General features: G+C 67.2%; 11 protein-coding genes. 7 read left to right on the top strand and 4 right to left on the bottom strand.

Annotated features, from left to right (window positions below; translation table 11 throughout):
- Window positions 1–32: 32 nt before the first annotated feature.
- The 4 genes from DM194_RS16795 to DM194_RS16780 form a co-directional block, all read right to left on the bottom strand.
- The gene (locus tag DM194_RS16795; protein WP_111068743.1) at window positions 33–1,508 is read right to left on the bottom strand and encodes a sodium:proton antiporter; all 1,476 of its coding nucleotides are present in this window, start codon (window positions 1,506–1,508) and stop codon (window positions 33–35) included.
- A gap of 289 nt (window positions 1,509–1,797) precedes the next feature.
- A complete protein-coding gene (locus DM194_RS16790; protein ID WP_111068742.1) occupies window positions 1,798–2,175 on the bottom strand; it encodes a DUF1850 domain-containing protein in 378 nt (125 codons plus the stop codon).
- Between the two features lie 15 nt (window positions 2,176–2,190).
- The gene (locus DM194_RS16785; RefSeq protein ID WP_111068741.1) at window positions 2,191–4,281 is read right to left on the bottom strand and encodes a TRAP transporter permease; all 2,091 of its coding nucleotides are present in this window, start codon (window positions 4,279–4,281) and stop codon (window positions 2,191–2,193) included.
- Window positions 4,282–4,318: 37 nt separating this feature from the next.
- Window positions 4,319–5,293, bottom strand: coding sequence for a TAXI family TRAP transporter solute-binding subunit (locus DM194_RS16780; protein WP_111068740.1), 975 nt, complete (start codon window positions 5,291–5,293; stop codon window positions 4,319–4,321).
- Window positions 5,294–5,640: 347 nt separating this feature from the next.
- Here DM194_RS16780 and DM194_RS16775 point away from each other — a divergent pair, with 347 nt between their 5' ends.
- The 7 genes from DM194_RS16775 (at window position 5,641) to DM194_RS16745 (ending at window position 12,813) form a co-directional block, all read left to right on the top strand.
- Entirely contained in the window at window positions 5,641–6,141 is a 501-nt protein-coding gene (locus DM194_RS16775) for a (2Fe-2S)-binding protein (RefSeq protein ID WP_111068739.1), read from the top strand.
- Window positions 6,142–6,204: 63 nt separating this feature from the next.
- On the top strand, window positions 6,205–8,607 hold the full coding sequence (locus DM194_RS16770) for a xanthine dehydrogenase family protein molybdopterin-binding subunit (protein ID WP_111068738.1): 2,403 nt from the start codon (window positions 6,205–6,207) through the stop codon (window positions 8,605–8,607).
- Between the two features lie 28 nt (window positions 8,608–8,635).
- Complete coding sequence (locus DM194_RS16765; RefSeq protein ID WP_111068737.1) at window positions 8,636–9,439, top strand: FAD binding domain-containing protein; 804 nt, start codon at window positions 8,636–8,638, stop codon at window positions 9,437–9,439.
- A gap of 186 nt (window positions 9,440–9,625) precedes the next feature.
- Window positions 9,626–10,549 carry an AAA family ATPase gene (locus DM194_RS16760; protein WP_111068736.1) on the top strand — a complete coding sequence of 308 codons (924 nt, stop codon included), beginning with the start codon at window positions 9,626–9,628 and terminating at the stop codon, window positions 10,547–10,549.
- Between the two features lie 7 nt (window positions 10,550–10,556).
- Complete coding sequence (locus DM194_RS16755; RefSeq protein WP_111068735.1) at window positions 10,557–11,774, top strand: vWA domain-containing protein; 1,218 nt, start codon at window positions 10,557–10,559, stop codon at window positions 11,772–11,774.
- A complete protein-coding gene (locus tag DM194_RS16750) occupies window positions 11,771–12,100 on the top strand; it encodes an XdhC family protein (protein ID WP_111068734.1) in 330 nt (109 codons plus the stop codon). The genes DM194_RS16755 and DM194_RS16750 overlap by 4 nt, the downstream gene beginning before the upstream one ends.
- Window positions 12,097–12,813, top strand: coding sequence for an XdhC family protein (locus DM194_RS16745; protein ID WP_111068733.1), 717 nt, complete (start codon window positions 12,097–12,099; stop codon window positions 12,811–12,813). Before DM194_RS16750 ends, DM194_RS16745 begins: the two co-directional genes overlap by 4 nt.
- Window positions 12,814–12,997 lie beyond the last annotated feature (184 nt).

Raw genomic sequence — 12,997 nt, 5'->3', positions numbered from 1 at the left:
GGCAGCGCGATCCCGCCACCTATGGCCGCGCGTCAGAGGAAGAACACCAGCGTGGCCAGGCCCAGCAGTGGCACCAGGATGCCGAAGGACCAGGCCATATAGCCGAAGAAGCTGGGCATGGCGACGCCGCGCTCCTCGGCGATGGCCTTGACCATGAAGTTGGGGGCGTTGCCGATGTAGCTGTTGGCGCCCATGAACACCGCGCCGGCGGAAATCGCGGTCAGCGTCAGCGACAGGTCGGTCATCAGAACCGTCGCATCGCCCCCGGCCGTGTTGAAGAAGATCAGGTAGGTCGGCGCGTTGTCGAGGAAGCTGGACAGCAGGCCGGTCGCCCAGAAATAGGCGGCCGGGTTCGGCGTCCCGCCTTCGTTCACCGCCGAGATGATCGCGCCCAGCGCGCCGTCGGTGCCGGCCTTCAGGATGGCGATGGCCGGGATGATGGTCAGGAAGATGGCGGCGAACAGCTTCGCCACCTCCAGGATCGGACCCCAGCTGAAGCCGTTCAGGCGGCGGCTCTGCTTGCTGGTCAGGGCCAGAGACAGGCCGGTGATGCCCAGCAGCAGCAGGTTCGACACGATGCTCTCCAGCGGCACCGTCACATGGTACAGCGTGACGCCGACCCCCGGATGCCAGACGCCGCTGAGCAGCACCGCGCCGACGATCGCCGCCAGCAGCAGCAGGTTGACCGAGCCTTCGATGCGGATCGACTCCCGCTCGTGCACGCCCTCGATCAGCGGGTGCTTGCCGGGATCGCGGCTGTGCAGAAAGACGTCGAGCACGAAATAGATCAGCAGCAGCAGAACCGCCAGGAAGAGCATCGGCGCGAACAGATGGACGGTCGGCCAGAAGAAATCGACGCCCTTCAGGAAGCCCAGGAACAGCGGCGGGTCACCCAGCGGGGTCAGCGATCCGCCGACATTCGACACCAGGAAGATGAAGAACACCATCGTGTGGACTTTATCGCGCCGGTGCTCGTTCGCGCGCAGCATCGGGCGGATCAGCAGCATGGAGGCGCCGGTGGTGCCCATCACGCTGGCCAGAACGGTGCCGAGCGCCAGCCCGACCGTGTTCGCCAGCGGCGTGCCGACCAGCGACCCGGCCACCCGCACGCCGCCCGCCACCGTGAACAGCGCGGTCAGCAGAACGATGAAGGGGATGTATTCGAGCAGGACGGTATGCAGCAGTTCGTAGGTCGCCAGTTCCAACCCGAAGGTCGCGGCGAAGGGCACCAGGAAGGCGAGCGCCCATACGGCCGAGATCTTGCCGAAATGATGGTGCCACATCACCGGCGCCAGCAGCGGGAACAGCGCGATCGACAGCAGGATGCCGGCGAAGGGCACCACCCACACGGCGCTCAGCATCCGGCCGTCGAGATGTGGCGCTCCGCCATGGGCGACCTCCGCCGCCAGGGCGCCATGCGTGCCCAGCAACAGGCCGCCGGCGGCCAGCGCCACGGCGAAGAAGGCTGGGAAAAGTGATGGGCGGCGGGAGGGGGAGGAGTTGGTCATCGGTCCGAACGGCAGGCTGACAAAAGGACCGGGAGTATGCGATTTGAGAGAACGTAAGCCAAGCCGGAAGGGGCACTACCATACCAACTTTCACGGACTGATACCGCCGAGCGTAAGTCCTGACTTATGCTCGGAGGTAAAGGCCGCGACTGCGGCCCCGCAGGCCCATGCCTGCGAAGGCAAGCGGCCGGACGGCCGCGCCCGCCGTCTGAGGGCGAGCGTAAAGTCTGATGTGTCAGACTTTACGCTCGATGATATGACGCAGGAGCGCATCACCGGCAGGAGCGCATCACCGGCAGGAGCGCATCACCACCGCCTGATCCGAAACCCCGGTCCAGCCCGACAGCGGCCGGCAATCGGCCCCCGCGCACAGCCGGTGCTCGCCGGTGAAGCCGGAGGCGGCCAGCGTGACGCTCTCCTGCGGCGGCAGGCCGGGCACCCAGGCCAGCCAGCCGTCGCCGGCCGGCCGGGCGTCCGGTCCCGGCTCCATGCCGGCGCCGGTCCCCCGGATCCGGGCCTCCACCGGCCGCAGCCGGCCGGATGCCACCGACCAGCGTTCGCGCCATTCGGTCTTCTCGATGGAATGGGTCCAGGACAGGGTGAAATCCGTCCCCGGCAGCGACGCGAGTAGCGCGCCGCCGAGGGCGAACAGGCAGAGACCGGCCACGTCGCCGCGCCCGCATCAGGCCGGGGCGGCGGCCGGAACGCTCCTGCGGCGGCGGTACTGCCACAGCAGGAACAGGGCGGACATGGCGAAGGCGATCTCGTCGGTGATCGGCAACGCCAACACGAACAGGAAGGCCGTCGCCGCGGCGAAGATGCGGGCCGGCATCGGCAGGGTGGTCCAGAAGAAGCCGATGGTGGCGGCACCCCACAAGCCGATGGCGATGCAGGCCTTGAAGACGATGTAGGCCACGGCGATCCAGCTCTCGGTCTGCAGGACCAGCGCCGGATCGTACACCGCCATGAAGGGCACCACATAGCCGGCCATCGCGATCCGCGTGGCGATGAAGCCGATCTGTATGTGCCCGGCCCGTGCGATGGAGGACGCGGCGAGAGCGGCCAGCGCCACCGGCGGGGTCAGATCGGCCATGATGCCGAAATAGAAGACGAACATGTGGCTGACGATCAGCGGCACGCCCATGGTCAGCAGCGCGGGGGCCGCGATCGACGCGGTGATGATGTAGTTGGCCGTGGTCGGAAGCCCGGTGCCCAGCACGATGCACGTCAGCATCGTCAGGACCAGCGCCATCAGCAGGTTGCCGCCCGACAGGTTGACGATGGTGGTGGCGAAGCTCGAGGCAAGGCCGGTCAGCGTCATCATGCCGATCAGCACCCCGACCAGCGCGCAGGCGACGCCGACGCCGATGGCGTTCTTCGCCCCGTCGGCGGTAGCGTTCACCAACAGCCGCAGCGTATCCCGCCCTCCCTTGAGCATCAGGCAGGGGACGACCAGCAAGCCGACGATGGCGAAGGCCATATGCTCCGTCCGCAGGCCCATCCGCCAAAGCCCCGCGGCGATCAGGCCCAGCAGCACCCAGAACCCCGCGCGCAGCGCCGTGGGGCCGATGGAGGTGACCAGGCTCATGCCCAGGATCAGGGCGATGGTTGCGGCGATGCCGATCACGCCCGCGAACAGCGGCGTGAAGCCGGAGAACAGCAGATAAACCAGGGCCGCCAGCGGCAGGACCAGATACCAGCCGTCGCGAAGGGCACGCAGCGCGCTGGGGCACTCCTCCTTCGGCAGGCCGACCAGATTGCGCTTGCCCGCCTCCAGATGAACCATCCAGTAGGCACTGCCGAAATAGAGGATGGCGGGAATGGCGGCGGCGATGGCGACCTCGCTGTAGGGCACGCCGATGGTTTCCGCCATGATGAACGCGGCGGCGCCCATCACCGGCGGCATCAGCTGGCCGCCCATGCTGGCGGTGGCCTCCACCGCGCCGGCAAAGGCGGGACGATAGCCGAAGCGCGTCATCAGCGGGATGGTGAACTGCCCGGTGGTCAGCACGTTGGCGACCCCCGACCCGTTGATCGTGCCCATGAAGCCTGACGAGAAGACCGCCACCTTGGCCGGTCCGCCCCTGGTATGGCCGACGAGGCCCAGCGAGACGTCGTTGAACAGCTTGATCATCCCCGCCCGTTCCAGAAAGGCGCCGAACAGGATGAACAGGAAGATATAGGTGGCGGACACGAAGGTCGGCGTACCGTAGATTCCCTCGGTCGACAGGAACAGCGTGTCGATCACCTGATCGAACCCATAGCCGCGATGGGCCAGCCCGAAGGGCAGTTCCCGTCCGAACAGGGCGTAGGGGATGAACACGCCGCACAGGATCGGCAGCGCCAGCCCCATGATGCGCCGGGCCGCCTCGAAGACCAGGGCGACCGCGACAGTGCCGACGACGATGTCGGCCGTACTCGGATCGCCGGACCGTAGTATCAGGTCTACTTCGAAGACGTAATGATACACGCCGATGGCGAACCCGGTGAGGCCGAGCAGCCAGTCATACCAGGGCACCCCCCGGCGTGTGCCGGTTTTGCGCGCGCCGAACAGGGTGAAGGTCATCAGCAGCAGAAAGCCGACATGGATTGACCGCACCACGACGGTGGACAGCGGATTGAAGGCGGCTGTCCAGATCTGGAAGACGGAAAAGGCCACGGCGATGGCAAACACCGCCCGCCCGTCGAAGCCTTCGAAGGCGGCGACATGGGCGGGATTCTCCCGGTCTATTGCTTGGCGGGTTTGGGCATCCGCCTGATTGTCTTGAGTCATCAGTCTGCGCTCTCCGTGGCCTTCGCCTTTCCGTTGCTTACATCAACCCTTTTTCCTTGTAGTACTTGGCGGCGCCGGGATGCAGCGGCACCGGCGACTGGGTGGCGGCCTGGTCGAGCTTGATCTGCTTGGCGGCGACATGGGCGGCGGCCAGAGCGTCGAGATTCTCGAACAGCGTCTTGGTCATGGCATAGGCGGCGTCGTCCGACACGCCGGAATGGCTGACCAGCAGGTTGCGGACCGCGGCGGTCGGCACCGGTTCGCTCTGGCCCGGATAGGTGCCGGCCGGGATCGTCTCGGTGATGTAGGCGGCGTCGCCGACCTTCTGCACCACATCGGCCGGAATGCTGACGATGGTGATCTCCTGCGAGGCCGACAGATCCTTGATCGCCGCCACGCCGAGGCCGGCGGAGATCAGCGTCGCGTCCAACTGGCGGTTCTTGATCAGATCCACCGATTCGCCGAAGGGCAGATACTCGGTCTTGGCGAAGTCCTTGTAGGTAAGCCCGGCGGCGCCGAAGATGGCCCGCGCGTTCAGTTCAGTCCCCGACTTCGGCGCGCCGACCGACACCCGCTTGCCCTTCAGGTCGGCCAGGGTCTTGATCCCGGAGTCCTTGCTGGCGACCACCTGGATGTAGTTGGGATAGATGGCGGCGATGGTGCGCAACTTCTCCAGCTTCTGCTTGAAGCCGACCTCCTCGTTGCCCTTCCAGGCGTCGCTCAGCGAGTCGCCGAGCGTGAACCCGATTTCGCCGCGGCCGGCCTGCAGCAGGTTCAGGTTCTCCACCGACGCCTTGGTCGCCTGCGCCGTCACCTTGGCTCCGGGCAGCGCCTTGCCGTACACGTTCGACATGGCGACGCCCAGCGGGTAATAGACGCCGCTGGTGCCGCCGGTCAGCACGGTGATGAAGGTCTCCGCCTTGGCCGGCAGAGCGGCGAGTCCCAGGCTAAGTCCAAGGCCGGCGGCGGTGCACAGGGCCAGGACATGACGTTTCACGGACGGGCGATTCATAACGGCTCTCCCCATTATCGTTGCTGCGCCCGGATCGGTGCCGGGCTGATTTGTTCGTGTACCCGCAAGGGTGCGGGCAGTCCCAAGCAAATGTAACGCGTCATAAAATTGCGCGCCAGTACGTACAATCCGATAGTGTGATGGTGAAGGAACCATTCTTTCGGCCAAGATATGCACAGGCTCCTTGACCTCGACGGCCGGTCGCCCCCTATCCTTGTGGCGGAAGACCGCCGGCCGAAGCAGGCACCACCACCGCTCCGGCTCAAGGCGCGTCACGCGACAGCAACAAGTCCAAACTGCACGCCAAACGACTGCAAGACAGACTTCAGCCAGCGGGAGGAAAACCGATGTCCTGTACCGTTTCGATGACCGTCAACGGCAAGACGGTCTCGCGCGAGGTGGAGGAGCGCACGCTGCTCGTCACCTTCCTGCGCGAGCATCTGGGCCTGACGGGCACCCATGTCGGCTGCGACACCAGCCAGTGCGGCGCCTGTGTCGTCCATGTGGACGGGCGGTCGGTGAAGTCCTGCACCACGCTGGCCCTCCAGGCCGACGGGGCGGAAGTGACGACGATCGAAGGGCTGGCGGCGGCCGACGGCACGCTGCACCCGATGCAGGCCGCCTTCCGCGAGCATCACGGGCTGCAGTGCGGCTTCTGCACGCCGGGCATGGTGATGAGCGCGGTCGATCTGGTCCGCGATAACCCCAACCCGACCGAGGCCGAGATCCGCGAGGGGCTGGAGGGCAACATCTGCCGCTGCACCGGCTACCACAACATCGTCAAGGCGGTGAAGTCGGGGGCCGAGGCTATGGCGGGGGCGCAAGCGGCGCCGGTCGCGGCCGAATAAGGGCGAAAAGCCCAGACCCAGCTATTTCCGCATCTTACGCGTTCCTGTGGGAGGAAACACGAGATGGCGAACCCCAATGGCATCGGCGCCCCGGTGCGCCGGCGCGAAGACCAGCGCTTTCTGACCGGCCGCGGCAACTACACGGATGATTTCAAGCGCCCGAACATGACCCATGCGGTCCATGTGCGCTCCCCCTACGCCCATGCCCGCATCCTGGGCATCGACTTCACCGACGCGGCGGCGATGCCGGGTGTGGTCGCCGTTCTGACCGGGGCCGACATGGAGGCCGACAAGGTCGGCAGCCTGCCCTGCGGCTGGCAGATCCACTCCAAGGACGGCTCGCCGATGAAGGAGCCGCCGCATTACCCGCTGGCGCGCGACCGCGTGCGCTATGTCGGCGACGCGGTGGCCGTGGTCATCGCCGAAACCCGCGAGCAGGCGCGCGACGCCGCCGAGATGGTGGTGGTCGATTACGAGGAACTGCCGGCGGTGGGCTCATCCACCCGCGCGGTCGCCGGCGGCGCCCCGCTGGTGCATGACGATGCGCCGGACAATGTCTGCTACGACTGGCATCTGGGCGACGAGGCGGCGGTGGATGCCGCCTTCGCCAACGCCGCCCATGTCGCGAAGATCGATCTGGTCAACCAGCGCCTGGTGCCGAACGCGATGGAACCGCGGGCGGCGATGGGCGAATACGACCAGTCCAACGGCGAATACACGCTGACCACCACCAGCCAGAACCCGCACGTCACCCGCCTGCTGATGGGCGCCTTCGTGCTGGGCATTCCAGAGCACAAGCTGCGGGTGGTGGCGCCCGACGTCGGCGGCGGGTTCGGCTCGAAGATCTTCCACTACGGCGAGGAGGCCGTCGTCACCTGGGCGGCGCGCAAGGTCGGCCGTCCGGTGAAGTGGACCGCCGACCGTTCCGAGAGCTTCCTGACCGACGCCCATGGCCGCGACCATGTCAGCCATGCCGAGCTGGCGATGGACGCCGACGGCAATTTCCTGGCGTTGCGCGTCTCGACGCTGGCCAATCTCGGCGCCTATCTGTCCACCTTCGCCCCGTCGATCCCGACCTACCTCTACGCCACCCTGCTGGCAGGCCAGTACAAGACCCCGGCCATCTATGCCGAGGTGAAGGCCGTCTTCACCAACACCGCCCCCGTCGACGCCTATCGCGGCGCCGGCCGGCCGGAGGCCTGCTACCTGATCGAACGGCTGGTCGATGTCGCGGCCGGCGTGATGGGCATGGACAAGACCGAGATCCGCCGCCGCAACTTCGTGCCGAAGGAGGCGATGCCCTACCAGACGCCGGTAGCATTGCAATACGACACCGGCGACTTCGCCAAGAACCTGGACATCGCCCTTCCCCTGGTCGACTACCCCGGCTTCCAGCAGCGCCGTGCGGAATCGAAGGCGCGCGGCAAGCTGCGCGGCATCGGATTCGCGACCTACATCGAGGCCTGCGGCATCGCCCCCAGCAATGTCGCCGGCGCGCTCGGCGCTCGCGCGGGACTTTATGAATGCGCGGAAGTCCGTTTCCATCCAACGGGTTCGGTGACGGTCTTCACAGGCGCTCACAGCCACGGTCAGGGCCATGAGACCACCTTCGCCCAGATCGTGGCCGACCGCTTCGGCATCCCGATCGAGAATGTCGAGATCGTTCACGGCGACACCAACAAGATCCCCTTCGGCATGGGCACCTACGGCTCGCGCTCGCTCGCGGTCGGCGGATCGGCCCTGGTGAAGGCGATGGACAAGGTGGAGCGCAAGGCGAAGAAGATCGCCGCCCATATGCTTGAGGCCGCCGAGACCGACATCGAGGTGAAGGACGGCCGCTTCACCGTCGCCGGCACCGACAAGAGCCTGGGCATCGGCGACATCGCCCTTCAGGCCTATGTCCCGCACAACTTCCCGCTCGACGAGCTGGAACCGGGGCTGGACGAACAGGCCTTCTACGATCCGAAGAACTTCACCTATCCCAACGGATGCCATGTCTGCGAGGTGGAGATCGACCCCGACACCGGCGTCACCACCATCGTCAGCTTCGCGGCGGTGGACGATTTCGGCAACGTCATCAACCCGCTGATCGTCGAGGGGCAGGTGCATGGCGGCCTGGTCCAGGGCATCGGGCAGGCGCTGTACGAGAATTGCGTCTATGACGAGGAATCGGGCCAGCTCGTCACCGGCTCCTACATGGACTATTGCATGCCGCGGGCGGACGATGTCCCATCCTTCACCGTGCGCTATCACGAGGACCAGCCCTGCACCCACAATCCGCTGGGCGTGAAGGGCTGCGGCGAGGCCGGGACCATCGGCGCCGCCGCAGCCGTGATGAACGCGGTGGTGGACGCGCTGTCGGAATACGGCGTCACCCACATGGACATGCCGGCGACGCCGGAAAAGGTCTGGAGGACCATCCGCGACGCCGCCCCGGCCCTCACCCCGGCCATGGCGGCGGAATAAGACGGCCGAAGAAGAAGGAGGCTAGAGAATGTACGCGTTCACGTACCAACGGCCGACATCGCTCGCCGACGCGGCGGCCGCCATCCAGGCGGAGGACGCCAAGCTGCTGGGCGGCGGCCAGACCCTGCTGCCGACGCTGAAGCAGCGCCTTGCCCGTCCCACCGACCTGATCGACCTCGGCGCGATTCCCGAGCTGAAGGGAATCCGTGAGGTTGCCCAGGGCGATGGCGGCGGGCTGGAGATCGGCGCCTTTACCCGCCATGCCGAGGTCGCCCATTCCGATCTGGTCAAGCGGGTGATCCCGGCGCTGGCCAGCCTCGCCGAGGGCATCGGCGACCGGCAGGTCCGCAACATGGGCACGCTCGGCGGCTCCATCGCCAACGCCGACCCGTCGGCCGACTATCCGTCGGCGGTGGTGGCGCTGAAATCGGTAGTGACGACCGACCGCCGGACCATTGCGGGCGACGATTTCTTCACCGGCATGTTCGAGACGGCGCTGGAGCCGGGCGAGATCGTCAAGTCGGTGCGCTTCTCCCGCCCCGACAAGGCGGCCTACGCCAAGTTCCGCAACCCGGCCAGCCGTTATGCCATCGTCGGCGTGTTCGTGGCCCGGTTCGGTGCGGAGGTGCGGGTGGCGGTGACCGGCGCCGCCGGCTCGGTCTTCCGCGCCGAGGCGTTCGAGACGGCGCTCGCCGCCGACTTCCGGGCGGAAGCCCTGAACGGCCTGTCGGTGGAAGCAGACGGCCTGAACGCCGACATCCACGCCAGCGCCGATTACCGCGCCCACCTCGTCACCGTGATGGCGAAGCGCGCGGTCGAAGCGGCAGGGTGATTTACCCCCTCTCCCGCCCCGGGAGAGGGAAGGAGCCCGCCGCGAAGCGGAGGTAAGGGTGAGGGGCAGTGCTAAAACCATGCGCTTCCGGTTTGCTGGATCCCCCTCACCCTCCCCACCTTCGGTGGGTCCCCTCCCTCTCCCGGGGCGGGAGAGGGCATTTATCGACCATCTCCAAGGCCCTTCATGACCACCCCCCTCCCCAACTCCGTCGACGACACGCTGGCGCTTCTCACCCGCGGCAACTACGTCGCGGACCGCTCGCTGGCGACCGCGCTGTTCCTGGCGTTGAAGCTGAAGCGCCCGCTGTTCCTGGAGGGCGAGGCCGGCGTCGGCAAGACGGAGATCGCCAAGGTCCTGTCGGCGACGCTCGGCCGCAAGCTGCTGCGGCTGCAATGCTATGAGGGGTTGGACGCCTCGTCCGCGGTCTATGAGTGGAACTATGCCCGGCAGATGATGGAAATCCGGCTGGCCGAGGCGTCGGGCGGGCAGGATCGAGAATCATTGGCCTCCGACCTGTTTTCCGAACGCTTCCTGGTCAAGCGCCCGCTTCTCCAGGCGCTGGAGCCGGACCTCGCCGGGCCGCCGGTGCTGCTGATCGACGAGCTGGACCGCACCGACGAGCCGTTCGAAGCCTATCTGCTGGAGATCCTGTCCGACTATCAGGTCTCTATCCCGGAATTCGGCACCGTCCATGCGCCGGAACCGCCCGTCGTCATCCTGACCTCCAACCGCACGCGCGAGATCCACGACGCGCTGAAGCGGCGCTGCTTCTACCACTGGGTCGATTATCCCGGCGCCGCGCGCGAGCGGGAGATCCTGGCGGTCAAGGCGCCGCAGGCCGACGCGCGGCTGGCGGCGCAGGTGGTCGGTTTCGTCCAGACCCTGCGCGGCATGGACCTCTACAAGGCGCCGGGGGTGGCGGAAACGCTCGATTGGGCGCAGGCGCTGGTCGAGTTGAACCAGCTGGAGCTGGAGCCCTCCGTCATCAACGACACGCTGGGCACGCTGCTGAAGTATCAGGACGACATCGCCCGCATCCAGGGCAGCGAGGCGGCGCGCATCCTGACCCAGGTCAAGACCGAGCTGGCCGCCACCACCGCAAGGTGAGGCAGCGATGACGGACGACGCGCCTGCCGGCCGCCTCACCCTCAATTTGATGCATTTCGCCCGTGCGCTGCGCGCCGCCGGCCTGCCGGTCGGGCCGGGCAAGGTGCTGCAGGCGGTCGAGGCGGTTGAGGCGGTCGGGCTGTCCAACCGCACCGATTTCTATTGGGCGATGCATGCCGTCTTCGTGAACCGCCACGACCAGAGCGAGCTGTTCGATCAGGCCTTTCACGTCTTCTGGCGCAACCCCGACATCCTGAAGCGGATGATGTCGCTGATGCTGCCGAAGGTGCGGACCGAGGCCGCGAGCGACCGGCAGGAAATGTCCCAGCGCCTCGCCGAGGCGCTGCACGGCAGCGGCGCCGAGCAGGAGGAGCCGGACAAGACCGAGATCGAACTCGACGCCTCCTTCACCGTTTCCGCCGCCGAACGGCTGCAGGACAAGGATTTCGAGAAGATGACGGGGGAGGAGATGGCGCAGGCCAAGCGCCTGCTGACCCGTCTCGCCCTGCCGCTGGCGGAGTTCACCACCCGGCGCCACCGCCCCGACCCGATGGGACCGCGCGTCGATCCGCGCGCCACCTTGCGGCGAATGCTGCGCACCGGCGGCGATCTGTCGGACCTTGCACGCAAGCGCCGCCGCACCCGGCCGCCGCCGCTGGTGGTTCTGTGCGACATTTCCGGCTCGATGACCCGCTATTCACGGATGCTGCTGCATTTCATGCATGCGGTCACCAACGACCGTGACCGCGTGTACAGCTTCGTCTTCGGCACCCGTCTGACCAACATCACCCGCCATCTGCGGCACAAGGATGTCGACGTGGCACTCGACGCCGTGTCGGGCGCGGTCGCCGACTGGTCGGGCGGAACGCGGATCGGCACTGCACTGCACGCCTTCAACCGGACATGGGCGCGGCGGGTGCTGGGCCAGGGCGCGGTGGTGCTGCTCATTACCGACGGGCTGGACAGGGATGCAGGGGAAGGGCTTGCGGCGGAGGCCGATCGGTTGCACAAAAGCTGTCGGCGGCTCGTCTGGCTGAATCCTTTGTTGCGCTGGGAAGGCTTCGCGCCGAAATCCTCGGGCATCCGGGCGCTGCTGCCTCATGTGGACGATTTTCGTGCGGCCCACAGCCTGAACAGCCTCGCGGATCTGGCCGGCGCCCTGTCGACCGACGGTCCGCGACGTAGCCCGGGCTTGCGCCGCTGGTTGAAGGAGGCGGCGGGATGAGCGACACCCTGATGGCGGACAACATCGTGGAGCAGGCTGCCGCATGGCGCGCCGCCGGCCGCAAGGTGGCCCTGGCGACCGTCGTATCGACCTGGGGCTCATCGCCGCGCCCGGTCGGCAGCCAGATGGCCGTCGACGAAAGCGGTTCCATGGCCGGTTCCGTGTCCGGCGGCTGCATCGAGGGAGCGGTCGCGCATGAGGCGGCCAAGACGATGGAGGACGGCGAACCGCGCCTGCTGTCCTTCGGCATCACCAACGAAATGGCCTGGGAAGTCGGGCTGGCCTGCGGCGGGCAGGTACAGGTCTATGTCGAGGCCGTGGAATGAAACGCGATATTCTGGACCGGCTGCTTGCGGCGAAGGCCGCCGCGATCCCGGTCGCCCTGGTGACGGACCTCAACAGCGGTCTGCAGAGCCTTGTTCTCGAAGACACCATCCATGGCGGATTCGGACTTGAGCCCGACCTGCTGGACGAGGTGCGCCGGCGCATCCGCCAGGACCGTTCCGGCCTGCTGGTCGATCCGCAGGACGAGGACGGCTTCCGCCTGTTCGTGCATGTCCACAATCCGGCCATGCGGGTGCTGATCGTCGGCGCCGTGCATATCGCCCAGGCGCTGGCCCCGGCGGCGGCGCTGACCGGCTACGACGTGACGGTGATCGATCCGCGCGGCGCCTTCGCGACCGAAGCGCGCTTCCCCGGCATCAAGCTGAACCACCTGTGGCCGGACGAGGCCCTGGCGGAGTTGAAGCCCGATGCCCGCACCGCGATCGTGACCCTGACCCATGACCCGAAGCTGGACGATCCGGCGCTGATCGCCGCCCTGCGCTCCCCCGCCTTCTATGTCGGCGCGCTGGGCAGCAAGCGCACCCACGCGCTGCGCCTGGACCGCCTGCGCGACGAAGGGCTGAGCGAGGCCGAGGTCAAGCGGATCCGTGGTCCGGTCGGCCTGTCCATCGGGGCGGTCACCCCGGCCGAAATCGCCATCTCGATCATGGGGCAGATCACCTGCGTGCGGCGCGGGGAGAACCATCCCTGCTGATGCGGGGCCACGGGCGGGCGCGACGGCGGCCCGCCCGTGGTACTCCACTCTTCCGGTTGTCATTACTCCTTTGCCCCCGCCTGTTGCTCTGATATGGCACCAGTGATCCTGTGTGCGGAGCGTTCGTGGCGGACCGCCGGTCATCCTCTTCCTTTCCCCGGCTTTCCGCCGGGACAGCCTGCGC

It is taken from the genome of Azospirillum ramasamyi (genome assembly GCF_003233655.1).
GTDB lineage: Bacteria > Pseudomonadota > Alphaproteobacteria > Azospirillales > Azospirillaceae > Azospirillum > Azospirillum ramasamyi.
The sequence above is the reverse complement of the archived record's forward strand: the minus strand, read 5'-3'. Positions and strand labels throughout refer to the sequence as shown.

Coding starts and splice junctions, on each gene's coding strand:
- DM194_RS16795 (WP_111068743.1), bottom strand. CDS start 1,508: ATGACCAACTCCTCCCCCTCCCGCCGCCCATCACTTTTCCCAGCCTTC.
- DM194_RS16785 (WP_111068741.1), bottom strand. CDS start 4,281: ATGACTCAAGACAATCAGGCGGATGCCCAAACCCGCCAAGCAATAGAC.
- DM194_RS16780 (WP_111068740.1), bottom strand. CDS start 5,293: ATGAATCGCCCGTCCGTGAAACGTCATGTCCTGGCCCTGTGCACCGCC.
- DM194_RS16775 (WP_111068739.1), top strand. CDS start 5,641: ATGTCCTGTACCGTTTCGATGACCGTCAACGGCAAGACGGTCTCGCGC.
- DM194_RS16770 (WP_111068738.1), top strand. CDS start 6,205: ATGGCGAACCCCAATGGCATCGGCGCCCCGGTGCGCCGGCGCGAAGAC.
- DM194_RS16765 (WP_111068737.1), top strand. CDS start 8,636: ATGTACGCGTTCACGTACCAACGGCCGACATCGCTCGCCGACGCGGCG.
- DM194_RS16760 (WP_111068736.1), top strand. CDS start 9,626: ATGACCACCCCCCTCCCCAACTCCGTCGACGACACGCTGGCGCTTCTC.
- DM194_RS16755 (WP_111068735.1), top strand. CDS start 10,557: ATGACGGACGACGCGCCTGCCGGCCGCCTCACCCTCAATTTGATGCAT.
- DM194_RS16750 (WP_111068734.1), top strand. CDS start 11,771: ATGAGCGACACCCTGATGGCGGACAACATCGTGGAGCAGGCTGCCGCA.
- DM194_RS16745 (WP_111068733.1), top strand. CDS start 12,097: ATGAAACGCGATATTCTGGACCGGCTGCTTGCGGCGAAGGCCGCCGCG.